We start from the raw sequence: 23,079 nt of genomic DNA, 5'->3' as shown, positions 1-23,079 counted from the left end.
TCCTTGCCACCCTCCGGAGTGCGCGGCTGACGGTTCGGCCGCGCCATTTGTGCCGGTGGGGCAAGATCTACGGGGCGTCCGGGCACGTGGGCGGCCCCTCCGGAGTGCGGCCGAGCGCTCGAGGGGGACGCGACCGGCACGACCAGAACGGACCCGGCCCCGGGTCCGAAAGACCGCTGATCGCCGCGCCGGGGGGTGCGGCCGAGGGAGCGACGATGGCCAAGGCAACCAACACCAGCACCGCAACGACCGCCAAGGCCGCCACGAAGCGGACGCGCACCGCGGCCGAGACCGAGAAGATCCGCAAGGCGCTGGTCGCGCGCCGGGACGCGCTGCAGAACGAGTACGACGAGTCGCTCAGCGAGATCACCGAGCTCCAGCGGGACCGGCTCGCCGACTCGGCCGGCGACGATCAGGCCGACGCGGGCACCAAGACGTTCGAGCGCGAGCAGGAGATCACCCTCGCCAACAACCTGCTCGAGCGGATCACCCAGGTGGAGCGGGCCATCGAGCGTCTCGGCGAGGGCAACTACGGCTGGTGCGAGCGATGCGGCAACCCGATCCCGGTCGAGCGACTGGCCGCATTCCCTTCCGCTACCCTTTGCGTGACCTGCAAGCAGTTGGAGGAACGACGCTGAACGCCGACGAGGCTTCCGGTGCGACCACGGTGCAGCCGGAGCCGGGCGCCCGGCCCGGTTTCAGCCGCCGTGCCCTCGCTGTGCTCATCGGCACCGCCGTGCTCGCGGTGGCGCTGGACCAGTGGGTGAAATGGCTCAGCACCGAGCACCTGACCGAGGGCCGGCCCGTGCGCATCCTCGGCGGCCTGATCTACCTGTCGCTGCTGCGCAACAGCGGGGCGGCGTTCAGCTTCGGCAGCGGGCACACCTGGGTGTTCCCGGTGATCACGCTGGTCGTGATCGGCTGGATCTGCTGGATGGCGACCAAGCTGCGCTCGATCCCGTGGGCGATCTCGCTGGGGCTGGTGCTGGGCGGCGCGTTCGGCAACCTCGCCGACCGCCTGTTCCGCGCGCCCGGCCCGTTCCGTGGGCACGTGGTCGACATGATCAGCGCGTTCGCGCCGTACGCGGAGAAGTTCGCGGTCTTCAACATCGCCGACAGCTGTCTCACCGTGGGCGTCTGCCTGGCGGTGCTGCTCGAGCTGATGGGCCGGCAGCGGGACGGCAGCAAGGCCGTACGCAAGAAGGCGGAGCCGGCGTGAGCGCGACGGTCTTGAGCCCACGCCTGGCAGGCGCGGCGTGACGCAGCGGTCTCTGCCGGTGCCCGACGGCCTCGACGGCATGCGGCTCGACCAGGCCGTCTCCCGGCTCTTCGGGCTGTCCCGCACGGCCGCGGCCACCCTGGTCGAGGCCGGCGACGCGCTGGTCGACGGCTACCCGCGGCCGAAGTCCGACAAGGTCACCGCCGGCTCCTGGCTCGAGGTGACGCTGCCCGCGCCGGTGACCGCGCCCGCCGTGGTGGCCGAGCCGGTGACCGGGCTGAGCATCGTCTACAGCGACGACGACATCGTGGTGGTGGACAAGCCGGTCGGCGTGGCCGCCCACCCGAGCCCCGGCTGGACCGGCCCGACCGTGATCGGCGGGCTGGCCGCGATGGGGCAGAACGTGGCGACCAGCGGCGCCGCCGAGCGGCAGGGCATCGTGCACCGGCTCGACGTCGGCACCACCGGGCTCATGGTGGTGGCCAAGAGCGAGCTGGCCTACAGCGTGCTCAAGCGGGCCTTCAAGGAGCGCGAGGTGGACAAGCGGTACCACGCCGTGGTCCAGGGGCACCTCGACCCGCTGCGCGGCACCATCGACGCCCCGATCGACCGGCATCCGACCGCCGACTACAAGTACGCGGTGATGTCCGCCGGCAAGCCGAGCGTCACCCACTACGACACGCTCGAGGCGTTCCGGGCCGCCAGCCTCGTCGACGTGAAGCTGGAGACCGGCCGCACCCACCAGATCCGGGTGCACTTCTCGGCGTTGCGCCACCCGTGCGTCGGCGATCTCACGTACGGCGCCGACCCCACTCTCGCGGCCCGGCTCAAGCTGAACCGGCAGTGGCTGCACGCCCGAGAATTGGGGTTCCTCCATCCCCGAACGCACGATGAGGTCCGCTTCGTCAGCGACTACCCTGACGACCTCAAGTACGCGCTGGACGTCCTGCAGGACGCTAGCTGACCTCGGGGAGCGGTGACGTGGGGCCGGCCGAACCCGTACGGGAGCCGGTGTTGGGCGTGGTGGCGGTGCGGGCCGTGCTCGGGCTCGCCGTCGTCTCGGCCTTCGCTCTGCTGCTGGCCGCCATCTGGGCGAGCCGGCGGGACGACGCGACCCCCGGGGCCCAGGGCGATCTGGTGCAGGTCGGCGTCGTGCAGGGGCAGGCGGTCTCCGGTTACCTGCGCAACTCCCGCGCCGAGCTGGCCGCGCTGACCAATCCGTCGGCGCCGCCCTCCGGCGATACCTGGGCCCTGGTCAGCCTCGCCGAGTACGTGCCGGCGGGCGCGTTGCCGGGGATCCTCGACGGCGCGACGGTCGCCCAGGTCTTCACCCGGGCGCCGCTGGCCGGGCGGCACACCCCGGTGGTGCGGATCCCGGTCTACCGGCTGCCCGCCGACGTGCTGTCCGGAATGCTCGACGTGGCCATCCAGCGCGACCAGGAGCGGGCCCAGTACGAGCAGCTGGGCCGGCAGGCGACCGGCGGCGGGCCGAACGTGGCGCGGGCCCGCGAGGCGTACGCGTCGGCGGCCGAGACGGCCCGGGCCGAGGCGGACGCGTACCGCTCGGGATGTGCCTGTGTCTTCGCGGCCGTGGTCCGCGCCGCCCCGGGTGCGTTGCAGGTGGTCGCGAACCGGGCCGGGGTCCGGGTGGTCGATCCCGCCCCCGAGGTGCGGCAACTCGACCGGGCCGAGTTCCGGCCGCCGCTGCCGGAGCAGGACGGGACTATTCCGGCGGAACCGAGCGGATCTCCGATTCCTGTGCCAAACGCCGGTTCGGCCATTGCCTCACCGACGCCCACGCCGATACTGTCTTCGTCCGGGCTCCCTGTGATGTCTGACTCACCGGCGAGCGCCGACCCCTTGCCCGATCCTTCTGCCGCGGCACCGGAGGAGCGCACTGCCGTACCTTCAGCGTCAAATGTGAGTGCTGCTCAGGTGCCACCCGGCTCGTGATCAGCAGCACCTCCAGCGCCGGCCGACCGTTGATTCTCTCGGCCGCGAAACGTACGGACGGCCACTGAGCACCATCGTGGCGCCGAGTCCCGATCGAGGAGAATGACCGGGATGGTCGATCAGGCAGTGGCCCGAACAGGGTTCGCTCCGTAGCCTGTCAAGGGCAACGGGCAGCCGTGGGCACCATCGGGAACGACGGCAGGGAGGACGAGCCGTGGAGGGGACCGAGACCGGCTGGGGCCGGCCTGCGGAACCAGCCCCGCGTTGGCGGGCGCTGCTCGACCGTGCCCGGCATGGCCGTGCCGCGGCCGAGGAGGAGCCGTCCTCGGCACCCGCCTCCGCGCCGCCGTCCGAGTTCGGGCAGCCACTGCCGACCCGCCGGCCGTACAACCCGCTGGACACCCGGGCGCCGCTGGAGCCGCGTCCGTCGCACGGCTTCGAGCCGCAGCAACCGCCGCCGCCGGGCTTCGACCAGCCCCGGCCGATGCCGCAACGACCGATCAACCCGCTCGACCCGCGCCGCCAGGGCCGCGCGCAGCCTCCGGCGCAGCAGTCGCCCGCGCCGCCGGTCGAGCAACCGCACAGCTACTTCAGCCCGAGCCCGGCCCGGTCCGCACCGGTCGCGCCGCCGGTCCAGCCCGCTCATCCGGTCCAGCCCGTTCATCCGGTCCAGCCTGTTCATCCGGTCCAGCCTGTTCATCCGGTCCAGCCTGTTCATCCGGTCTCGCCGCCGCGCGACTACCCGCACATCCGGGCGTCGGCGGCCGCCCCGGTGCGCCCGCCGGTGCCCGCACCCGCCCCGGCGCCGACGTCGCCGCCCGGCGCCCGCATCGAGTGGCGGCAGACCCGGCCCGACGACGAGATGGGACGCGCCGTCGCGGTGCTGCGCCGCAAGCTCGGCAAGCCGCGCGTGCTGGCCTTCGCCAACCCCAAGGGCGGCGTGCACAAGACCACCGCCACGGTGCTGGCCGCGGCCACCATCGGCAGCGTCCGCGGCCGGGGCGTGGTCGCCTGGGACGACAACGAGCTGCGCGGCACCCTCGGCCTGCGAGCCGGCAGCGCCCGGCACGCCCGCACCATCAAGCACCTGCTGGCCGACCTGATGCAGATCGAGGCGCTGCACGGCGACGGGCTGCTCAGCGAGCTGGACGGCTACCTGCGGCACGCCTCCGACGGGTCGTACGACGTGCTGGCCGGCGAGGAGAACCCGCGCTTCGCGCAGCGGCTCGACCAGGGCACCGTACGCCGGGTGACCGACCTGCTGCGGCGTACCCACGACGTGATCTGCGTGGACACCGGCAACAACGTGGAGAGCGTCAACTGGCAGACGGTGATGCGCCAGGCCGACCAGCTGGTGATCACCACGGTGCCCCGGGAGGACGCCGCGTTCACCGCCGACTGGATGCTCGACGTGCTCGACGACAGCGGCATGGGCGACCTGGTGTCGAACGCGGTGACGTTGATCTCCTGCCCGTCGCCGGGGCCGCTGCCGATGCTCGCCGATTTCGCCAAGCATTTCGGCACCCGTACCCGGGCGGTGGCGATCGTGCCGTACGACCCGTCGCTCGAGGTCGGGTCGTCGATCGAGTACCAGGAACTCCAGCCGGACACCAAGCAGGCGTGGCTCCGCGCGGCCTCGTTGATGATCGAGCCCTTCGCCGAGTGAGCTCTGCGAGCCCCCTCGTTTCTGTCGTACCGGCCGACTAAAGTCGCCGGGGTCATCACAACTTAAGGGGGCCCCGGGTGTCTGACTCGTTCGTGCATCTCCACGTGCACACCGAGTATTCGATGCTCGACGGGGCCGCCCGGGTCAAGGAACTGCTCGGCGAGGCCAAGCGGCTGGGCATGCCGGCCGCCGCGATCACCGACCACGGCAACATGCACGGGGCGTACGACTTCTACACCCAGGCCAAGGCCGCCGAGCTCATCCCGGTGATCGGCGTCGAGGCGTATGTGGCGCCCGAGTCCCGCCTGGAAAAGAGCCGCATCAAGTGGGGCCGCCCCGAGCAGAAGGGCGACGACGTCTCGGGCAACGGCGCCTACACCCACATGACGATGTGGGCGCGCAACGCGGTCGGGCTCAAGAACCTCTTCCGGCTGAACTCGCGGGCGTCGATGGAGGGCCAGCTCGGCAAGTACCCGCGGATGGATTTCGACATCATCGCCGAGCACGCCGAGGGGATCATGGGCACCACCGGCTGCCCGTCCGGCGCGGTGCAGACCCGGCTGCGGCTCGGCCAGTTCGACGAGGCGCTGAAGTCGGCGGCGATGTACCAGGAGGCGCTGGGGAAGGACAACTACTTCCTCGAGATCATGGACCACGGGCTCTCCATCGAGAAACGGGTCCGCGACGGCCTGCTGGAGATCGGCAAGAAGCTCGGCATCCGCCCGCTGGTCACCAACGACTCGCACTACACGTACGAGGCGCAGGCGGAGGCGCACGACGTGCTGCTGTGCGTGCAGACAGGCAGCAACGTCGCCGACCCCAACCGGTTCCGCTTCGACGGCAACGGCTACTTCGTGAAGTCGGCCGACCAGATGCGCGCCGTCGACTCGTCGGAGGCCTGGCAGGAGGGCTGCCGCACCACGCTGCTGGTGGCGGAGAAGGTGGACACCGAGGGGATGTTCACCTTCAAGAACCTGATGCCCCGGTTCCCGATCCCGGCCGACCGCACCGAGGAGGAGTACTTCCGCGAGGTGGCGTACGAGGGGCTGCGCAACCGCTTCCCCGGCGGCATCCCGGAGACGCACGTCAAGCAGGCCGAGTACGAGCTCGGCGTCATCATCCAGATGGGCTTCCCGTCGTACTTCCTCGTGGTCGCCGACTTCATCCAGTGGTCCAAGCGCAACGGGATCGCGGTCGGCCCGGGGCGTGGCTCGGCGGCGGGCTCGCTCGTCGCGTACGCGATGGGGATCACCGACCTCGATCCGCTGCCGCACGGACTGATCTTCGAGCGGTTCCTCAACCCCGAGCGCATCTCGATGCCGGATGTCGACATCGACTTCGACGAGCGCCGGCGCGGCGAGGTCATCAAGTACGTGACCGACCGGTGGGGCGAGGACAAGGTCGCGCAGATCGCCACCTTCGGCACGATCAAGGCGAAGGCCGCGATCAAGGACGCGGCCCGGGTGCTCGGCTACCCGTTCGCGGTCGGCGACCGGATCACCAAGGCGATGCCGCCGGATGTGATGGGCAAGGGCATCCCGCTCGCCGGCATCTTCGACTCCGAGCACAAGCGGTACAGCGAGGCGGGCGAGATCCGCACGATGTACGAGCAGGACCCCGACGTGAAAAAGGTGATCGACACCGCGCGCGGTATCGAGGGCCTGATCCGGCAGACCGGCGTGCACGCGGCCGGGGTGATCATGTCGGCCGAGCCGATCATCGACCACATCCCGCTGATGCGCCGGGCCTCGGACGGCGTGATCATCACGCAGTTCGACTACCCGACCTGCGAGACGCTCGGCCTGCTCAAGATGGACTTCCTGGGCCTGCGCAACCTGACGATCCTGGACGACGCGGTCAAGAACATCAAGCTCAACCACGAGCGCGAGCTCGACCTGCTGCAGGTGCCGCTCGACGACCAGGCCGCGTACGAGTTGCTGTCCCGCGGCGACACGCTGGGCGTGTTCCAGCTGGACGGTGGCCCGATGCGGTCGCTGCTGCGGCTGATGAAGCCGGACAACTTCGAGGACATCTCCGCCGTGCTCGCGCTGTACCGGCCCGGCCCGATGGGCGTCGAGTCGCACACGAACTACGCGCTGCGCAAGAACAAGCTGCAGGACATCACGCCGATTCATCCGCAGCTGGAGGAGCCGCTGCGGGAGATCCTCGAGCCGACCTTCGGCCTGATCGTCTACCAGGAGCAGGTGCAGCGCGCCGCGCAGATCCTCGCCGGGTACAGCCTCGGCCAGGCCGACCTGCTCCGCCGGGCGATGGGCAAGAAGAAGAAGGAGATCCTCGACAAGGAGTTCATCCCGTTCCGGGACGGCTGCCGCGAGCGCGGCTACTCCGACGAGGCCATCCAGGCGGTGTGGGACGTGCTGGTCCCGTTCGCCGGGTACGCGTTCAACAAGGCGCACTCCGCGGCGTACGGGCTGGTGTCGTACTGGACGGCGTATCTCAAGGCGCACTTCCCGGCCGAGTACATGGCCGGCCTGCTGACCAGCGTCGGCGACGACAAGGACAAGATGGCGATGTACCTGGCCGAGTGCCGGCGCATGGGCATCCAGGTCCTCCCGCCGGACGTCAACCAGTCCGCCGGCCCGTTCACCCCGGTCGGCAAGGACATCCGGTTCGGTCTCGCCGCGATCCGCAACGTCGGGCACAACGTCGTCGAGGCGATCGCCCGGTGCCGCAAGGAGAAAGGCGAGTATCAGGACTTCTACGACTTCCTGTCGAAGGTGGACGCGGTCGCCTGCAACAAGAAGACCGTGGAATCCCTGATCAAGGCCGGCGCCTTCGACTCGATGGGGCACAGCCGCAAGGGCCTGCTCGCGGTGCACGCCGAGGCGATCGACGCGTACGCGGACGTGAAGCGCAACGAGGCGGCCGGGCAGTTCGACCTCTTCGGTGCGTTCGGCGACACCATGGGCGGCAGTTCGGCCACGGTGGCGATGCCGCCGATCGGCGACAGCGAGTGGGACAAGCGCGACAAGCTGGCCTTCGAGCGGGAGATGCTCGGCCTGTACGTCTCCGACCACCCCCTCGCCGGCCTCGAGCAGTTGCTGGCGAACGCGGCCGACACGTCGATCGCGGCGCTCAACGAGGAGGGCTCGGTCCCGGACGGGCAGGTCGTCACGCTGGCCGGCATCCTCACCGGCGTGCAGCGGCGGATCACCAAGCAGGGCCGGGCGTGGGCGTCGGCCACCCTGGAAGACCTGGCCGGCGGCGTCGAGGCGCTGTTCTTCCCCAACACCTACGAGGTGATCGGCCAGTACATCGCCGAGGACGCGATCGTGGTGGTCAAGGGCCGGGTCGACCGGCGTGACGACACCCCGCGGATCATGGCGATGGACATGTCGCTGCCGGACATCAGCCACAATCCGGACAGCAAGCCGGTCACGCTGACCATGCCGATCACCCGGTGCACGCCGCCGCTGGTGTCCGAGCTCAAGGAGATCCTGACCAGCCACCCCGGGGACTCCGAGGTGCACGTCCACCTGCAGAACGGCAGCCGGACCACGGTGCTGCGGCTCGGGGCGGTGCGGGTCGCCCCGACGCCGGCGCTGCGGGCCGACCTCAAGATGATCCTCGGCCCGTCCGCGGTTGCCTGACGAAGGAAATGTGCAGGTGGGCCGGGATCGATCGGGGCACGCGCGGCAGCGGCCGCCGCGACCTGGCAGGATCGTAGGGTGAACCCGAGTCAGGAGTCGGCTCCCACCCCGGAGCCGGCGCAGCATTCCGGCCCGCCGGCCGACCCCGCCGCGGCTGGCCCGGGCGGCCCGGCCTATGACGGCACGGCCGACCCCTCGTACGGCGACGAGGGCGGCCCTGAGGTCTATGGCCTGGCAGCGGAGAGCGGCGGCTATGTGCTGGCGCATCCGACCGGGCCGGAGCCGGTGGCATATGCCGGGTTCGGCGCGCGGTGGTGGGGGATGGCCGGGACGTCGCATCGGCCGTGGCGGCGGACCGCGGTGGTCTCCGTGCTGAGCGCGGTAGTCATCCTCCTGCTGGGCGTGCCGCTGGGCCTGCTGTGGGCGTGGCTCGCGCCGAGCGTGCCGGTCGTCGCCACCGGGGACAGCATCGTGGTCAACGACCCGTCGCCGGAGCAGTACATTGCGGCCGACGGGTGGTACACCCTGCTCGGGCTCGGCTTCGGGCTACTTGTCGCGGTCGTCGCCTGGCTGCTGCTGCGCCGCGACCGGGGGCCGTTCCTGCTGCTCGGGGTCGTCGCCGGGACGCTGGGCGCGGGGTTCTACGTGGCGCCCTGGATTGGCGAGATGATCGGGCGCAGCGGGTACGAGCACTGGCGGGACATCGCCACCAAGGGGGCGACCTACATGGCGCCGCCGGAGGTGCACTCGACCGGGCCGAAGCTCGTGTCCGCGTTCGCGGCGGCGATCGTGCTGACGCTGCTGGCCGGCTGGTCCAACGATCCCGACCTCGACCAGCCGGGGGCGAAGCCGGGCTACGGCCCGAACGCCGCGATGGCCGAGCCCTACGACGAGACGCTCGACCCGGGGCACGACGAGACGCTCGACCCGGAGCCGGCCCACCCGCAGGCTCCCGCGGAGCCGCCGCGCACCTGACCCGGCCGGTCGGTGCGGCCACCGGGCGCGGCAGTGCGCGGAGCGGGGCGCGGCGGAGCGCGGAGCGGGGCGCGGCGGAGCGCGGAGCGGGGCGCGGCGCTGTGCAGAGCGGGGCGCGGCGGTGTGCAGAGCGGGGCGCGGCGGCGCGCGGAGCGGGACGTAGATCTGCGTAGAGCGGGCGCGGCGGTCAGTTCGGGCTGGCGGGGCGGGCCAGGTCGGAGAGCGGGACCGGCACCGCTCGCACCCGGGCCAGCAGCCCCGCCTCGCGGTTGAGCAGCTTCAGCTCGGCGCGCAGGCGGGTGGCCGTGTCCGGCGCGGCCAGCAGCAACTGCCGCTCGTCGGTGGTGAGCTGGGCGGTCGCCGCGATCAGGTGGGACAGGACGGTCGGGTCGCCGGGGACCGCGTCGATCGTCTCGGAGTCGGGGCGCAGCAGGTCCAGATAGGTGCGGAACGCGGCCAGCGCCCGGGGGGCGAGCTGCGCGGCGATCTCGTCGGGTGACTCGTCGGGCAGCCACTCGACCCCGGCCGTCAGGTACGGCTCGGCGCCCTGCTGGATGTCGACGATGCTGAATCGGCGGCGGCCCACCGTCATGATGTCGAAGCGGCCGTCCGGCAGCTCGGTGACCTGCCGCAACTCGGCCGTGCAGCCGACCGGGTAGAGGTCTTCGGCCCGCACCGGCGGCGGCTCGGGCGCCGGGCCGTCCTCGCCCTCCGGGGACGGCGCCTCGACACCCCGGCGCAGCGTCACCACGCCGAACTCGTGCGGCCCGTCCTCGGGGCTCGCCACGAGCTCGCGCACCAGGACCCGGTAGCGTTCCTCGAAGATGTGCAGGGGCAGCACGAGCCCCGGAAACAGCACCGTACCCAGGGGGAACACCGGCAGCCGCTTGCTCACGCGTTCAGCCTATCGGCCGCCTGACCATGGTCAACCCGTCCGTACATCTCCCGCGTATCCGGTAAGTGATCACTGTCCCAAGGCCTGGGCCGGGCTGTGGCCGACAAGGAGATCAACGGGCCGCCGCCTAGACTCGGAGCCGTGCTGAATCGGACTGACCTGCGCGGCTCCCGCCGGGATCCGCGAGGCTTGCTGCCCCGTGCCCAGCTCGACGTCTCGGTGGCCGTCGAGCAGATTCGACCCACCGTCGAGGCGGTCCATCAGCATGGCTTCGCCGCGATCCGCGAGGCCACCGCGAAGTTCGACGGCGTGCAGATCGAGCGGCTGCGGGTGCCGGCCGAGGCGATCGCGGCCGCGGCGGAGAGCCTCGACCCCGAGGTGAAGGCCGCGCTGCTCGAGTCGATCAGGCGGACCCGCAAGGTGCACGCCGATCAGCGCCGGTCGGACGTGACGACCACGGTGGTCGACGGCGGCACCGTCACCGAGCGCTGGCTCCCGGTGCGCCGGGTCGGCCTCTACGTGCCCGGCGGCCTGGCCGTCTACCCGTCGACCGTGGTGATGAACGTGGTGCCCGCCCAGGAGGCCGGCGTCGAGGGCCTGGTCGTGGCCAGCCCGCCGCAGAAGGAGAACGGCGGCCTGCCCGACGCCCGGGTTCTCGCCGCGTGCGCGCTGCTCGGCGTCGACGAGGTCTACGGGGTCGGCGGCGCGCAGGCGATCGCGATGCTGGGCTACGGCTCGGACGGGGCGTCCGAGGACGACCGTTGCGAGCCGGTCGACATCATCACCGGCCCGGGGAACGTCTGGGTCACCGCGGCGAAACGCCTGCTGCAGGGCGTGGTGGGGATCGACGCCGAGGCCGGCCCGACCGAGATCGCGATCCTCGCCGACGAGACGGCCGACCCGCGGCACGTCGCGGCCGACCTGATCAGCCAGGCCGAGCACGACCCGCTGGCGGCGTCCGTGCTGGTCACCGACTCCGAGGCGCTGGTCGCCGCGGTCGAGGCGGAGCTGACCCGGCAGGTGGCGTCGACCAAGCACGAGCAGCGGGTGCTGGCCGCGCTGACCGGGGAGCAGTCCGGCGTCGTGCTGGTGGACGACCTCGAGCAGGGCCTGCGCGTGGTCGACGCGTACGCGGCGGAGCACCTGGAGATCCAGACGCGGGATGCGCGGCAGTGGGCCATGCGGGTCCGCAACGCCGGCGCGATCTTCGTGGGCGCCTGGTCGCCGGTGTCGCTGGGCGACTACGCGGCCGGGTCCAACCACGTGCTGCCGACCGCCGGCTGCGCGCGGCACTCGTCGGGGCTGTCGGTGCAGTCGTTCCTGCGCGGCATCCACGTCGTGGAGTACGACGAGGCCGCCCTCCGCGACGTGGCCGGCCACGTGGTGGCGCTGGCCACCGCTGAGGACCTGCCGGCGCACGGCGATGCCGTGAAGGTGAGGTTCGAGGGGTGAATATCGACGACCTGCCCATCCGGGAGGATCTGCGGGGCAAGACGCCGTACGGCGCGCCGCAGCTCGACGTCCCGGTCCGGCTGAACACCAACGAAAACTCGTACCCCCTGCCGGAGGAGGTCACCGACGCGATCGCCAAGGCGCTGCAGGCGGAGCTGAGCGACCTCAACCGCTACCCCGACCGGGACGCGGTGGCGCTGCGCACCGACCTGGCCGACTACCTCGGGCACGGCCTGACCGCGGCGCAGGTGTGGGCCGCCAACGGGTCCAACGAGGTGCAGCAGCAGCTGCTCCAGGCGTTCGCCGGGCCGGGCCGGTCGGCGCTCGGCTTCGGCCCGTCGTACTCGATGCATCCGCTGCTGGCCCAGGGCACCGGCACCCGCTGGATCGGGGCGCTGCGCGGCCCCGACTTCGGGCTGACCCCGGCGGCGGCCCGCGAGCAGATCGCGCTGAACGACCCCGACCTGGTGTTCCTCTGCTCCCCGAACAACCCGACCGGCACCGCGCTGGACCCCGGCGTGATCGCCGAGGTGCTGGCGAGCGCGCGCGGCATGGTGGTCGTCGACGAGGCGTACGCGGAGTTCGCCCGGGCGGGCACGCCGAGCGCGCTCGGCCTGATCGCGGACCACCCGCGGCTGGTGGTGACCCGGACGATGAGCAAGGCGTTCGGGTTCGCGGGCGGCCGGCTCGGCTATCTCGCGGCGCATCCGGCCGTGGTCGACGCCGTTCAGCTGGTGCGTCTCCCGTACCACCTGAGCTCCCTGACCCAGGCGGCCGCGCGGGCGGCACTGGCGCAACGCGACGCCCTGCTCGCGACGGTCGAGGCGATCAAGGAGCAGCGCGACCGGATCGTCCGGGAGCTGCGCCGCGCCGGGCACAAGGTGGCCGACAGCGACGCCAACTTCGTGCTGTTCGAGGTGGGTGGCGACCAGAAAATCGCTTGGCGGCGGCTGCTCGACCGGGGTGTGCTGGTCCGCGACGTCGGCCTGCCCGGCTGGCTGCGCGTCACGGCCGGCACCCCCGCGGAGACCGACGCTTTCCTGGAGGCCCTGACATGAGTCGCATCGCGCGCGTGGAGCGCGTCACCAAGGAGACCAAGGTCCTCGTCGGGATCGACCTCGACGGCACCGGCCAGGGCGACCTCAGCACCGGGGTCGGCTTCTACGACCACATGCTCAACCAGCTCGCCAAGCACGGCGGCTTCGATCTGACGGTGCGCACCGAGGGCGATCTCGAGATCGACGCGCACCACACGATGGAGGACACGGCCATCGCGCTGGGCGAGGCGTTCGCCCAGGCGCTGGGCGACAAGGCCGGCATCCGGCGGTACGGCTCGGCCACCATCCCGATGGACGAGGTGCTCTGCCGGGCGGCGGTCGACCTGTCCGGCCGGCCGTACGTGGTGCACGACGAGCCGGAGCTGGCGCCGTACATCGGCCCGGTCTACCCGACCAGCATGACCCGGCACATCTTCGAGTCGTTCGGCTTCGCCGCCAAGGTGACACTGCACGTGAGCGTGCTGCGCGCGGCCCGCGACGGCGGCAAGCCGGACGCTCACCACGTGGTGGAGGCGCAGTTCAAGGCGTTCGCCCGGGCGCTGCGCGAGGCGGTCGAGATCGACCCGCGGAACGCCGGCGCGCTGCCCTCGACGAAGGGCGTGCTCTGATGGCGATCGTGCTGTTCATCGTGGCCGGCTTTCTGGTCGGCGGGGTCGTGCAGCTGATCAAGTCGGGCGCGACGAAGTTCAGCGTGGCCGTGGTCGGGGTGCTCGCGGCGCTGGCCGCCGCGGGCGGCATCGCCTGGTTGCTGCCGTCATGACCAAGGTGGTGGTGCTCGACTACGGGTCGGGCAACCTGCGCTCGGCGGAGCGGGCCGTGGCTCGCACCGGCGTGGACGTGGTGGTGACCAGCGACCTGGACGCTGCGGCGGCCGCCGATGGGCTGTTCGTGCCGGGCGTGGGGGCGTATGCGGCGTGCATGGCCGGCATCGAGGAGCTGGGCGCCGGTCCGATGATCGCCGAGCGGGTCCGAGCCGGTAAGCCGACCCTGGGCGTCTGCGTGGGCATGCAGATCTTCTTCGACTCGGGCGTCGAGCACGGGGTCGAGACCAAGGGCCTGGGCCTGCTGCCCGGCGTGGTGACCAAGCTGCACGCCGAGCGCATCCCGCACATGGGTTGGAACACCGTGAGCATTCCCGACAATTCCGATTTGTTCGCCGGGGTCGACGAAAAGACCCGCTTCTACTTCGTCCACTCGTACGCGGCCTCGGACCTTGATGTTTTGCGGAAAGCCGGCGCCAAGGTGACCACCGCGAGCCACGACGAGCCCTTCGCGGCCGCGGTCGAGCTCGGCAGTCTCGCCGTCGCGCAGTTCCACCCGGAGAAGTCCGCGGATGCCGGGTTCGCGCTGCTGCGCAACTGGGTCGCCGGGCTGTAGCGACCGGTGTCCAAGGAGCGTGCCCGACGCCGCGCCGAGCGGCTCGCCGTGCTGGAGCGGGAAAAGGTGGCCCGGGCCCGCAAGGTGGCCCGCCGGCAGCGGCGTCGCGTCCTGGTCAAGCGCCTCACCCCGCGGGTCGGCCGGCCGGGACGGATCTACCGGCGCAGCCGCGGCCAGCGGATCGGCATCGTGCTGGTGCCGCTGGTCGCCGCGGCCGCGGTCTGGCTGCTGGTGCCGGATCTCGCGCTTCGCGTCGTGCTCACCATCGTGATCGTCATGGCCCTGCCGGCCCTGGTCGTCCTGATCCTCGGCAAGCGCGCATAAAGGAGAGTTTCCGTGACACTGACCCTGCTCCCGGCCGTCGACGTCGCCGACGGCCAGGCGGTACGCCTCGTCCAGGGCGCCGCCGGCTCGGAGACCTCCTACGGCGACCCGCTCGAGGCCGCGCTCGCCTGGCAGAACGACGGCGCCGAGTGGGTGCACCTGGTCGACCTGGACGCGGCCTTCGGCCGTGGCTCCAATGCCGACCTGCTCGCCGACGTGGTCGGCCGGCTCGACGTGCAGGTCGAGCTGTCCGGCGGCATCCGGGACGACGAGTCGCTGACCCGGGCGTTGGCGACCGGCGCGGCCCGGGTCAACATCGGCACCGCCGCGCTCGAGGACCCGCAGTGGTGTGACAGGGTCTGCGCCGAGTACGGCGACCGCGTGGCGATAGGGCTCGACGTGCGGGGCCGTACCCTGTCGGCCCGCGGCTGGACCCGTGACGGCGGCGACCTGTACGAGGTGCTGGCCCGGCTCGACAAGGCGGGCGCCGCGCGGTACGTCGTCACCGACATCACCAAGGACGGCATGATGCGCGGCCCCAACCTGGATCTGCTCCGCGAGGTGTGCGCGGCCACCGACAAGCCGATCATCGCGAGCGGCGGCGTGTCCAAGCTGGACGATCTGCGCGTGCTGAAGCCGCTGGAGGCGGCCGGGGTGGAGGGCGTGATCGCCGGGAAGGCGCTCTACGCCGGGGCGTTCACCGTGCGCGAGGCCCTGGCCGCGCTGGCCTGAGCCCAGGACTCCCGCAGCGCCCGCTCGGCGGCCTTGATCGCCGGGCGGGCCGCGGCGGCTTCCCGCCAAGCGATCACGACGCGGCGTCTTGGTGCCGGATCTATCCCAACAATCCGGACGCCATCGGGTAGCAGCGCCGGCCGGGCCAGCCGCGGGATGATCGCCACCCCGAGCCCGGCAGCGATCAGCGTCAACTGCGTCTCGAACTCCCCGACGTGGAAATCCGGCTGCACCCCCGGCAGCACCCGGACCAGCCACTCGCGGCAGATGTCCCCGGTCTTCGCCGAGATCCACCGCTCGTCCCCGATCTCGGCCAGCGTCGTCGTGTCGCGCAGTCGGTGCCCGCTCGGCACGATCAGGTCGGCCACGTCCCAGCCCAGTTCCACGTGCGCGATGCCGGGCGGGTAGCGCAGCGCCACCTCGGGCCAGTCGTCCAGCACGGCGAGGTCGACGTGCCCGCGGTGCAGCGCCTCCAGGCCCTCGTGCGGGTTCGCCTCGATCAGCCCGGTGGACAGTTGCGGATGATCGGCCGCGAGCTTGTGCAGCGCCCACGGCAGCAGGGCCCGGCAGGCGGTGGCGAACGCGACCACGGTGAGCCGGCCGACCACCGTGTCCCGATGCGCGGCGAGCGCCGCCTCCGCCTCGCCGACCGTGGCCAGGACCCGCTCGGCGTGCTGGGCCAGCAGCCGGCCGGCCTCGGTGAGCCGCAGGCCGCGCCCGTCCTTCTCGACCAGGGTGATGCCGGTCTCCCGCTCCAGCTTGGCCAGCTGCTGGGAGACCGCCGACGGGGTGCAGTGCAGCGCCTCGCCGGCGGCCAGCACCGTCTTGTAGCTGGCCACGGCGTGCAGGGCGCGCAGGCGGCCCAGGTCAATCATGTAGCGACCCTACATGCTCGATGCAGCACTATTCGATGGTGCTTAAGGTTTGCGCCGGTCACGATCAGGTGATGAAACCGAGGGATGTAGCGCTCGCCGTGGCCGTCATGGCGATCTGGGGCGTCAACTTCGTCGCCATCGAGACCGGCCTCGACCACTTCCCGCCGCTGATGTTCAACGCGCTGCGCTTCACCGTCGCCGCGTTCCCGGCGCTGTTCTTCGTCGGCCGTCCGCAGGTGCCGTGGCGCTGGATCGTCGCGACCGGCCTGATCCTCGGCGTGGTCAAGTTCACCCTGCTGTTCGCCGGCATGGCCGCCGGGATGCCGGCCGGCCTCAGCTCGCTGGTCCTGCAGAGCCAACCGATCTTCACGGTCCTCTTCGCGGCCCTGCTGCTGCGCGAACGCCCCCGCCGCATCCAGCTGATCGGCCTGCTGGTCGCCCTGGCCGGCATCGCGGTGGTGGCCACCGGCATGACCGCCGGCCTCGGCGCCTTCCTGCTGATCATCGCGGCGGCCGCCGCCTGGGGCCTGTCCAACATCGTCACCCGCACGGCCGCCCCACCCGACACCCTGCGCTTCATGGTCTGGGTGAGCGCCGTCGCGTCGGTCCCGCTGATCGTGCTCTCACTGCTGGTCGACGGCCCGCGGGCCGACCTCGCCGCGCTGCGCGCCGTCGACGCCCAGGCCGTCCTGGCGGTGCTCTACGTCGCCCTGGTCTCGACCCTCGCCGGCTTCGCGGCCTGGGGCTTCCTGCTCCGCCGCTACGGCGCCGCCACCGTGGCCCCGTTCTCGATGCTCGTCCCGTTCTTCGGCCTGGCCTCGGCCGCCCTGGCGCTCGGCGAGCACCTCACGGTGGTCGACGTGCTCGGCGGTGCCCTGGTGGTCGGCGGCATCCTGCTCGGGCTGACCCGCGACCGTCCGGCTCCGACTTTCGCTTCCGCTGCTTCGACCGTACGAGCCCCGGCCGAGTCCCCGGCGTGCCAGGGCCGCTAACTGCACCAAGCTCCCCGACCCCGGCCGCCGGGTGGGCCCGGCCCAAGACCACCGCGCACCCGACCCGGCAGCGTGCGGGACACTCCGTCAGGGTCGGGGCGGCCGGAGTGGTGCGGGCGCGTGATCCTCGTCCCCGGCGCGGGTCGGCGGCCGGGTGGGTTACTACGCTGGGCGCATGACTGTGGCGGTGCGGGTGATCCCCTGTCTCGACGTCGACAACGGGCGGGTGGTCAAAGGGGTCAACTTCGTCGACCTGCGCGACGCCGGTGACCCGGTGGCGCTGGCTGCCGCCTATGACGCGGCCGGGGCGGACGAGCTGACCTTCCTCGACGTGACGGCCTCGTCGGACGGCCGGGGGACGATGCTGGATGTCGTGCGGCGTACCGCGGAGAGTGTTTTCATTCCGCTGACCGTGGGTGGCGGCGTCCGCTCGGTCGAGGACGTGGACGTGTTGCTGCGGGCCGGCGCCGACAAGGTCGGGGTGAACACGGCGGCCATCAAGCGGCCCGAGCTGATCCGGGAGATCGCGGAGCGGTTCGGCAACCAGGTGCTGGTGCTGTCGCTGGACGTGCGGCGCTCCGCCGAGCAGCCCAGCGGCTGGGAGGTCACCACACACGGCGGGCGGCGCAGCGCCGGGCTGGACGCGATCGAGTGGGCCCGCACGGTCGCCGAGCTGGGCGCCGGGGAGATCCTGCTGAACTCGATGGACTCGGACGGCACCAAGGCCGGGTTCGACCTCGAGCTGATCGAGGCGGTCCGCGCCGTGGTCGACATCCCGGTCATCGCGAGCGGGGGCGCGGGCACGGCCGGGCACTTCCCGCCGGCCGTGGCGGCGGGTGCCGACGCGGTGCTGGCGGCCAGCGTCTTCCACTTCGGAGACCTCAGCATCGGCGAGGTCAAGGACAGCCTGCGCGCGGCCGGCAACCCGGTCCGGTAAACCCGTTCCCTGCCTGGCTCACCCGGGGAGCAGTCTTCGGAGCAGGCCGTCAAGCGTCCGGCGTTCGTCTTCGGTCAGGGGCGCGAGCAGGTCGGTCTCGTCGCGGTTCTCGGCCCTCAGATGCCGCTCACAGGCGTCGTGGCCGGCGTCGGTCAGGCGCACCTCGACGCGCCGGCGGTCGTCCGTGTCGTGGCTGCGGACGATCAGGCCGGCCTCCTCGAGCGGGGCCAGCCGGGCGGAGAGCGCGCCGCGGGTCAGGCCCATAGCGTCGGCCAGCCGCGACGGGCTGGTGGCGTAGGGGGCACCGAGCCGGCGCAGGGCCAGCAGCGTCTTGAACTGCCAGAGCTGCAGCCCACTGCCGGCCAGCGCCCGCTTGCGGGACTGGGTGAGCCGGCGTGACACCATCGCGAGCCGCACCGTGATCGCCTCGGTCAGGGGATCGAGCCAGGCGAGCTCGCGGGTCCAGATCTCCAGGTGCCGGTCGACCGAGTCCGCCACGCGTACCCCCAAAGTAGTTTCCTTGTGGATAGTTTTCGGAAAAATTACCGTCCCGTCCATGACGACATTGATGGACGAGGCGGTCGCCGCGGCGCTCGAGCTCGCGACGGGCGGCCGCTGGGAGCGGGCGCGCACGCTGCTGGACGCGGCGCAGGAAGAAGCGCGAACCGCGGACGACCGGGCCCGAATCGCGATGGCGGCGGCCCAGACGGCGCTGGACCAGGACTGGTGGGTCGGCACGGACGGCGCGGAGGACCGGCTGGCGGCCGCCGAGAAGGCCGGCGCGCGCGGCTGGGAGGTGGAGTTCCTGCGGTTGCGCAACGACTATCTCCGGCTGATCCACCCGGTCGGCGAAAGCTTTCAGCCCGGGCCGTGGGGCAAGGATCCCGCGGCGATCGCCGATGCGGAACGCCGGGGCAAGCGGTTGCGGGAGACGGCACCCGGCCCGGTCGAGGCCGGCTGGGCCGAGATGTATCTCGGCCTGATCGCCGACAATCTGCGCGCTGACCGGGAAGCGGCGCCGGCTCATTACGAGGCGGCGCTCGCGGCGGCCGGCGGGGACGACTTGCTCGCCCGCGAGGCGCTGCGGCACCTCGGCGACCACGACCACGACCGCGGCGATCACGCGGCGGCGCTGGACCGCTGGCAGCGGGCCACCGCGCTGGGCGCGGGCGCCGGCCAGGTGACCGGCACGCTCTCCCAGCTCTTGCTGCTGGCCGTGCTCGCCCGCGACTCGGGCGACGAGGCGGCCGCGAACGCCATCGCCGCCGAGGTCGCACGCTGGGCACAGGCTCTTGGCGCGATCCGCGTCCGCGACAACGCGATCGGCTTCCTGTCGGGCGTCGACCCCACGGCCGCGCCCGACGAGGCAAGCCCGGCCGCGACGGCGTGACCGCCCCCGGCGGACCACACCGGACAGACCAACCCCTGCGGCGACGACGCCTAGCGGCCGTCAGCGAGCCGATGCGAATACTCCCGGACCGCCGCGTTGTAGGTCTTCTCGTCCAGGGTCCAATCCGACTCGCCCGGCGTGCTGGCCCGATTGAGCTGGGCCTGGAGCGTCATTACGGCCGATGACAGGCCGCTGAACGGGCGGGTCCGCCACAGCTGCTCACCGGCCGGTGCCACTTCGATCAGGTCGTCCTCGACGATCAGCAGTCCGGCGCCGGCCAGCCGGCGTACCGAATCCTGCAGTTCCTGGCGGCTGGGGACCGCGTGGTGCAGGAAGTCGGCGGCGGCCAGCACGTCGGCCAGGCCGGCCCCGGTGATCGGCAGGCTGGCGTGCGCGGCCCGGTCGCGCTCGAGGCGCTCGGCGATGACCGCGGACACGAAGATCCAAGCGTCGTTCCACTGCCAGCCGCCAGCCCCCATGCGGCAATGATGCCGCGCCGCCGCCGCGCCCGGAAGCAAATGTGTCCGGATGATCACCGAGCCGTGACGGTCCATTCAGGCCAGTTGGGTCTCCGGGGCCGCCCGGACCGTGCACAGCGGCAGGAAGAACTGCACCAGCGGGCCGATCGCGAGGGCGTACGCGACGGTGCCGATCCCGACCGTGCCGCCCAGCAGAAACCCGACACCGAGGACGGACAACTCGATACTGGTACGAACCAAGCGGATCGAGAGCCGGGGGAAGCGCTTGACGATCCCGGTCATCAGCCCGTCGCGCGGGCCCGGACCCATCGCGGCGCCGATGTACAGGCCGGTGGCGAGCCCGTTGACCAGAATGCCGGCGGTCAGGTAGCCGACCCGGGCCGAGATGCCGGAGCTCTCGGGGAGCAGGGCCAGCGCCCGGTCCACCACGAAGCCGATCACCACGAGGTTGGCGATCGTGCCGAAGCCGGGGCGCTGCCGCAGCGGGATCCAGAACAGCAGGATCGGCACGCCGAGCAGGATCACCACCCAGCCGAAGCTGATCCCGGTTACCTTGGACAGCCCCTGATGGAAGACGTCCCACGGATTGAGACCGAGGTCGGATCGCACCATGAAGGCCATGCTGAACCCGTAGAGCACCAAACCGGTGAAGAGTTGAATGAGACGCCGATCTCGGTTGCCGATAGCCTTCATGAATGCCACTCTGAAGGCCAATTGACGACAGTCGTAGAGCCAATTCGCCGGAGGTGGCTGTGACGAGCTCGGTGCGTGGCGCCCAACTGGCTCGCCTGCTCGGTCAGTGGCATTCCCTGCCCGGCCGCCACCGCAGCCCCGACTACGCCGCGCTGGCCGCCGCCGTGCGCGGTCTGCTCTCCGACGGGCGGCTGCCGCTCGGCGTCCGGCTTCCCGCAGAGCGGGAACTCGCCGAGGCCCTCGGGGTCAGCCGGACCACGGTCAGCGCCGCGTACCGGGCGCTCCGCGAGACCGGTCACCTCACCAGCCGGCGCGGCGCCGGCAGCTGGACCACCCTGCCGCACGGCCACCGGGTGGTCACCTCGGGCCTGTGGGCGGCCGGCGACGAGGCCGACGTGATCGACCTGGGGGTGGCCGCGTCCCCCGCGCCCGACGAGCTGGTCGGCGCGGCCCGGGCCGCCGCCGACGACCTGCCGCGCTATCTGGGCAGCGCCGGCTACCACCCGACCGGGCTGGTCGAGCTGCGCGAGGCGGTCGCGGCCGGCTACACCGCCCGCGGTGTGGCCACCTCGGCCGAGCAGATCCTGATCACCGCGGGCACCCAGCAGGCGCTCGACCTGGTGCTGCGGCTGTCCGTGCCGGCCGGCGCGCCGGTGCTGGTCGAGTCGCCGACCTATCCGAACGCGCTGGCCGCGCTCTCCGCCCGGCGCGCGCGGATCAGCACCCACGGGCTCGACGCGGCGACCGGCTGGGACGGCGAGATGCTGCTCGGGGCGCTGCGGCAGGGCCGGCCGCGGGTCGCGTACGTGATCCCGGAGTTCCACAACCCCACCGGCCACCTGATGGACGCCGGCCTGCGCGAGCGGCTGGTCGCCACCGCGCACCCGGCCGGCACCGAGCTGATCGTCGACGAGTCGTTCGTCGACCTGTCGCTGGACGGCGCCGAGATGCCGCCGCCGGTCGCCGTCTTCGACCGGCACTCGCGGGTGGTGTCGATCGGCGGGATGAGCAAGGCGTACTGGGGTGGCCTGCGGATCGGCTGGGTGCGGGCCTCGGCCCCGCTGGTGCAGCGGCTCGCCGCGATCCGGGTGGGCGTCGACATGGCCAGTCCGGTGCTCGAGCAACTGGTCGCGGTACGCCTGCTCGACCAGGCCCCGCAGATCGTCGCCGCGCGCCGGGCCCAGCTGCGGGGCCGGCGCGACGCCCTGGTGGCCGCCCTGCGCGAGCAGCTGCCGGAGTGGAGCTTCACGGTGCCGGCCGGCGGCGTGATGCTCTGGGCCGAGCTGGACGGGCCGATCTCCAGCGCGCTCTCCCGTGCCGCCGAGGACGTCGACGTCCGGCTCGCGCCCGGACCGCGGTTCGGCCTCGACGGCACGCTCGAGCGCTTCCTGCGCCTGCCGTTCGCCCTCGACGAGGAGACGCTGATCGAGGCGGTCCGCCGGATCGCGTCGGTGCGCTACGACCTCGACCGCGGCGCACGGCCCGCCTGGCGAACGCCTGCGGTGATCGCCTAGCTTCGGGGTCTTGGGCCGGGCCCACCCGGCGGCCGGGGTCGGAGCTGTTGCTGCAGCGTGCGGCCCTGGCACACCGGGGACTTCGCTCACCCGTACGGTAAAAGCAGCGGAAGCGAACCGCCTAGACCAGCCATGCACCGTCTTGCATGAGGAGGCGGTCGGGGAGCTCGTTCTCCTCGCGCCAGGCCTGGATGCGCCGCGGGCGCAGGGCCAGGAAGACGAAGCCCTCGCCGGCCTCGCGGGGATCCCAGTCGTTCTGCCGCGCGTAGGCCTCGCCGACCGTGCCCGAGTCGGCGACCGGGATGGTCTCGTCGAGGGTGGCGTCGATCAGGATCACGTCGCGGGTGGGTCCGAGCCCGACCCGGGCCCGCCCGTGCGCGGTGATGTTCCGCGCGGTGGGCGAGCGCCGGGACGTGGCCAGGATGATCCGGCCGTCGTGCCAGGCGGCGGTCAGCGGGACGAGGTAGGGCTCGTCGCCGCCGGCCGTGGCCACCCAGCAGTCGGCCACCGGAGCCGCCAGCCGGGCCAGCACGTCCGACTTGCGCCGGATCCGCGGGCGCGGCTGGTCAGGCATCGGCGCCCTGGAACAGGCCGATGAGGTTGCCGTCGCCGTCCCGCAGGTGCGCGGTGAGGCCGCCGCCGCCGACGTCGCGGGGCTCCTGCTCGACGGTCGCGCCGGCCGCGGTGAGCTCGGCGACCGTCGCGTTGATGTCGCCGACGTGGAAGTACGTGATCGGCCCGGCGGCGAGGTCACCGTGCGGGTTCAGCCCGACTTCGGGCGAGCCCTCGGGGCGGAATCCGACATAGTAGGGCGAGGCCATGTACGGGTCGACGCCGAGCAGCTTGGTGTAGAGGGCGGTCGCCGCCTCGAGGTCCTTGACCGGGACGGTGATGGTGCGAATAGCCATGGGACTCTCCTTCTGTCACAGCGGACCGC

At 72.1% G+C, this 23,079-nt stretch carries 25 protein-coding genes; 18 read left to right on the top strand and 7 right to left on the bottom strand.

Annotated elements, in window-relative coordinates; translation table 11 throughout:
* Positions 1-215: 215 nt before the first annotated feature.
* The 7 genes from ODJ79_RS07415 (at position 216) to ODJ79_RS07385 (ending at position 9,424) form a co-directional block, all read left to right on the top strand.
* A complete protein-coding gene (locus ODJ79_RS07415; protein WP_263022559.1) occupies positions 216-638 on the top strand; it encodes a TraR/DksA family transcriptional regulator in 423 nt (140 codons plus the stop codon).
* The gene (gene lspA / locus ODJ79_RS07410; protein ID WP_411267277.1) at positions 635-1,219 is read left to right on the top strand and encodes a signal peptidase II; all 585 of its coding nucleotides are present in this window, start codon (positions 635-637) and stop codon (positions 1,217-1,219) included. The genes ODJ79_RS07415 and lspA overlap by 4 nt, the downstream gene beginning before the upstream one ends.
* A 79-nt stretch (positions 1,220-1,298) precedes the next feature.
* Positions 1,299-2,183, top strand: coding sequence for an RluA family pseudouridine synthase (locus ODJ79_RS07405; RefSeq protein ID WP_263022613.1), 885 nt, complete (start codon positions 1,299-1,301; stop codon positions 2,181-2,183).
* 17 nt (positions 2,184-2,200) lie between these two features.
* Positions 2,201-3,172, top strand: coding sequence for a hypothetical protein (locus tag ODJ79_RS07400; RefSeq protein ID WP_263022557.1), 972 nt, complete (start codon positions 2,201-2,203; stop codon positions 3,170-3,172).
* Between the two features lie 214 nt (positions 3,173-3,386).
* Positions 3,387-4,838 (top strand): MinD/ParA family protein, encoded by a 1,452-nt coding sequence (locus ODJ79_RS07395; RefSeq protein ID WP_263022556.1) that lies wholly within the window; start codon positions 3,387-3,389, stop codon positions 4,836-4,838.
* Between the two features lie 77 nt (positions 4,839-4,915).
* Complete coding sequence (dnaE, locus tag ODJ79_RS07390; protein ID WP_263022555.1) at positions 4,916-8,449, top strand: DNA polymerase III subunit alpha; 3,534 nt, start codon at positions 4,916-4,918, stop codon at positions 8,447-8,449.
* Positions 8,450-8,527: 78 nt separating this feature from the next.
* The gene (locus ODJ79_RS07385) at positions 8,528-9,424 is read left to right on the top strand and encodes a hypothetical protein (RefSeq protein ID WP_263022554.1); all 897 of its coding nucleotides are present in this window, start codon (positions 8,528-8,530) and stop codon (positions 9,422-9,424) included.
* A gap of 187 nt (positions 9,425-9,611) precedes the next feature.
* Here the strand turns inward: ODJ79_RS07385 and ODJ79_RS07380 are convergent, their stop codons facing one another.
* The gene (locus ODJ79_RS07380) at positions 9,612-10,319 is read right to left on the bottom strand and encodes an LON peptidase substrate-binding domain-containing protein (protein WP_263022553.1); all 708 of its coding nucleotides are present in this window, start codon (positions 10,317-10,319) and stop codon (positions 9,612-9,614) included.
* Between the two features lie 141 nt (positions 10,320-10,460).
* Between ODJ79_RS07380 and hisD the strand changes: the two genes are divergently transcribed.
* From hisD to priA, 7 genes are read left to right on the top strand one after another with little or no spacing between them, the layout of a single operon-like run.
* On the top strand, positions 10,461-11,771 hold the full coding sequence (gene hisD / locus ODJ79_RS07375; RefSeq protein WP_263022552.1) for a histidinol dehydrogenase: 1,311 nt from the start codon (positions 10,461-10,463) through the stop codon (positions 11,769-11,771).
* Positions 11,768-12,829: a histidinol-phosphate transaminase gene (locus ODJ79_RS07370; RefSeq protein ID WP_263022551.1), complete on the top strand. Its 1,062-nt coding sequence runs from the start codon at positions 11,768-11,770 to the stop codon at positions 12,827-12,829. Before hisD ends, ODJ79_RS07370 begins: the two co-directional genes overlap by 4 nt.
* A complete protein-coding gene (gene hisB / locus ODJ79_RS07365) occupies positions 12,826-13,437 on the top strand; it encodes an imidazoleglycerol-phosphate dehydratase HisB (RefSeq protein WP_263022550.1) in 612 nt (203 codons plus the stop codon). Before ODJ79_RS07370 ends, hisB begins: the two co-directional genes overlap by 4 nt.
* Positions 13,437-13,589: a hypothetical protein gene (locus ODJ79_RS07360; protein WP_263022549.1), complete on the top strand. Its 153-nt coding sequence runs from the start codon at positions 13,437-13,439 to the stop codon at positions 13,587-13,589. Before hisB ends, ODJ79_RS07360 begins: the two co-directional genes overlap by 1 nt.
* Positions 13,586-14,206 carry an imidazole glycerol phosphate synthase subunit HisH gene (hisH, locus tag ODJ79_RS07355; protein WP_263022548.1) on the top strand — a complete coding sequence of 207 codons (621 nt, stop codon included), beginning with the start codon at positions 13,586-13,588 and terminating at the stop codon, positions 14,204-14,206. Before ODJ79_RS07360 ends, hisH begins: the two co-directional genes overlap by 4 nt.
* 6 nt (positions 14,207-14,212) lie before the next feature.
* Entirely contained in the window at positions 14,213-14,530 is a 318-nt protein-coding gene (locus ODJ79_RS07350; RefSeq protein ID WP_263022547.1) for a hypothetical protein, read from the top strand.
* A gap of 12 nt (positions 14,531-14,542) precedes the next feature.
* On the top strand, positions 14,543-15,262 hold the full coding sequence (gene priA, locus ODJ79_RS07345; protein WP_263022546.1) for a bifunctional 1-(5-phosphoribosyl)-5-((5-phosphoribosylamino)methylideneamino)imidazole-4-carboxamide isomerase/phosphoribosylanthranilate isomerase PriA: 720 nt from the start codon (positions 14,543-14,545) through the stop codon (positions 15,260-15,262).
* On the opposite strand, the gene ODJ79_RS07340 is transcribed toward priA, so the two are convergent.
* Positions 15,214-16,137, bottom strand: coding sequence for a LysR family transcriptional regulator (locus ODJ79_RS07340; protein ID WP_263022545.1), 924 nt, complete (start codon positions 16,135-16,137; stop codon positions 15,214-15,216). The genes priA and ODJ79_RS07340 overlap by 49 nt on opposite strands.
* Before the next feature lie 71 nt (positions 16,138-16,208).
* Here ODJ79_RS07340 and ODJ79_RS07335 point away from each other — a divergent pair, with 71 nt between their 5' ends.
* Both ODJ79_RS07335 and hisF read left to right on the top strand, forming a co-directional pair.
* Entirely contained in the window at positions 16,209-17,129 is a 921-nt protein-coding gene (locus ODJ79_RS07335; RefSeq protein ID WP_263022544.1) for an EamA family transporter, read from the top strand.
* A gap of 175 nt (positions 17,130-17,304) precedes the next feature.
* Positions 17,305-18,066 (top strand): imidazole glycerol phosphate synthase subunit HisF, encoded by a 762-nt coding sequence (gene hisF / locus ODJ79_RS07330; protein ID WP_263022543.1) that lies wholly within the window; start codon positions 17,305-17,307, stop codon positions 18,064-18,066.
* An 18-nt stretch (positions 18,067-18,084) separates the two neighbouring features.
* Here hisF and ODJ79_RS07325 read toward each other — a convergent pair whose 3' ends face one another.
* Positions 18,085-18,564, bottom strand: coding sequence for a MarR family winged helix-turn-helix transcriptional regulator (locus ODJ79_RS07325; RefSeq protein WP_263022542.1), 480 nt, complete (start codon positions 18,562-18,564; stop codon positions 18,085-18,087).
* Positions 18,565-18,622: 58 nt separating this feature from the next.
* Between ODJ79_RS07325 and ODJ79_RS07320 the strand changes: the two genes are divergently transcribed.
* The gene (locus tag ODJ79_RS07320; RefSeq protein WP_263022541.1) at positions 18,623-19,456 is read left to right on the top strand and encodes a hypothetical protein; all 834 of its coding nucleotides are present in this window, start codon (positions 18,623-18,625) and stop codon (positions 19,454-19,456) included.
* A gap of 50 nt (positions 19,457-19,506) precedes the next feature.
* Here ODJ79_RS07320 and ODJ79_RS07315 read toward each other — a convergent pair whose 3' ends face one another.
* Positions 19,507-19,935 (bottom strand): hypothetical protein, encoded by a 429-nt coding sequence (locus ODJ79_RS07315; RefSeq protein WP_263022540.1) that lies wholly within the window; start codon positions 19,933-19,935, stop codon positions 19,507-19,509.
* A 75-nt stretch (positions 19,936-20,010) separates the two neighbouring features.
* The gene (locus tag ODJ79_RS07310) at positions 20,011-20,628 is read right to left on the bottom strand and encodes a YczE/YyaS/YitT family protein (RefSeq protein ID WP_263022539.1); all 618 of its coding nucleotides are present in this window, start codon (positions 20,626-20,628) and stop codon (positions 20,011-20,013) included.
* A 59-nt stretch (positions 20,629-20,687) separates the two neighbouring features.
* On the opposite strand from ODJ79_RS07310, the gene ODJ79_RS07305 reads away from it, so the two are divergent.
* Positions 20,688-22,142 carry a PLP-dependent aminotransferase family protein gene (locus ODJ79_RS07305; protein ID WP_263022538.1) on the top strand — a complete coding sequence of 485 codons (1,455 nt, stop codon included), beginning with the start codon at positions 20,688-20,690 and terminating at the stop codon, positions 22,140-22,142.
* Between the two features lie 121 nt (positions 22,143-22,263).
* On the opposite strand, the gene ODJ79_RS07300 is transcribed toward ODJ79_RS07305, so the two are convergent.
* Positions 22,264-22,716, bottom strand: a complete 453-nt coding sequence (locus ODJ79_RS07300; RefSeq protein WP_263022537.1) for a pyridoxamine 5'-phosphate oxidase family protein — start codon at positions 22,714-22,716, stop codon at positions 22,264-22,266.
* Positions 22,709-23,050, bottom strand: coding sequence for a VOC family protein (locus ODJ79_RS07295; RefSeq protein WP_263022536.1), 342 nt, complete (start codon positions 23,048-23,050; stop codon positions 22,709-22,711). Before ODJ79_RS07295 ends, ODJ79_RS07300 begins: the two co-directional genes overlap by 8 nt.
* Positions 23,051-23,079 lie beyond the last annotated feature (29 nt).

This window comes from Actinoplanes sp. KI2 (genome assembly GCF_025630775.1).
Lineage (GTDB): Bacteria > Actinomycetota > Actinomycetes > Mycobacteriales > Micromonosporaceae > Actinoplanes.
This window is presented reverse-complemented; position numbering and strand designations above follow the sequence as displayed.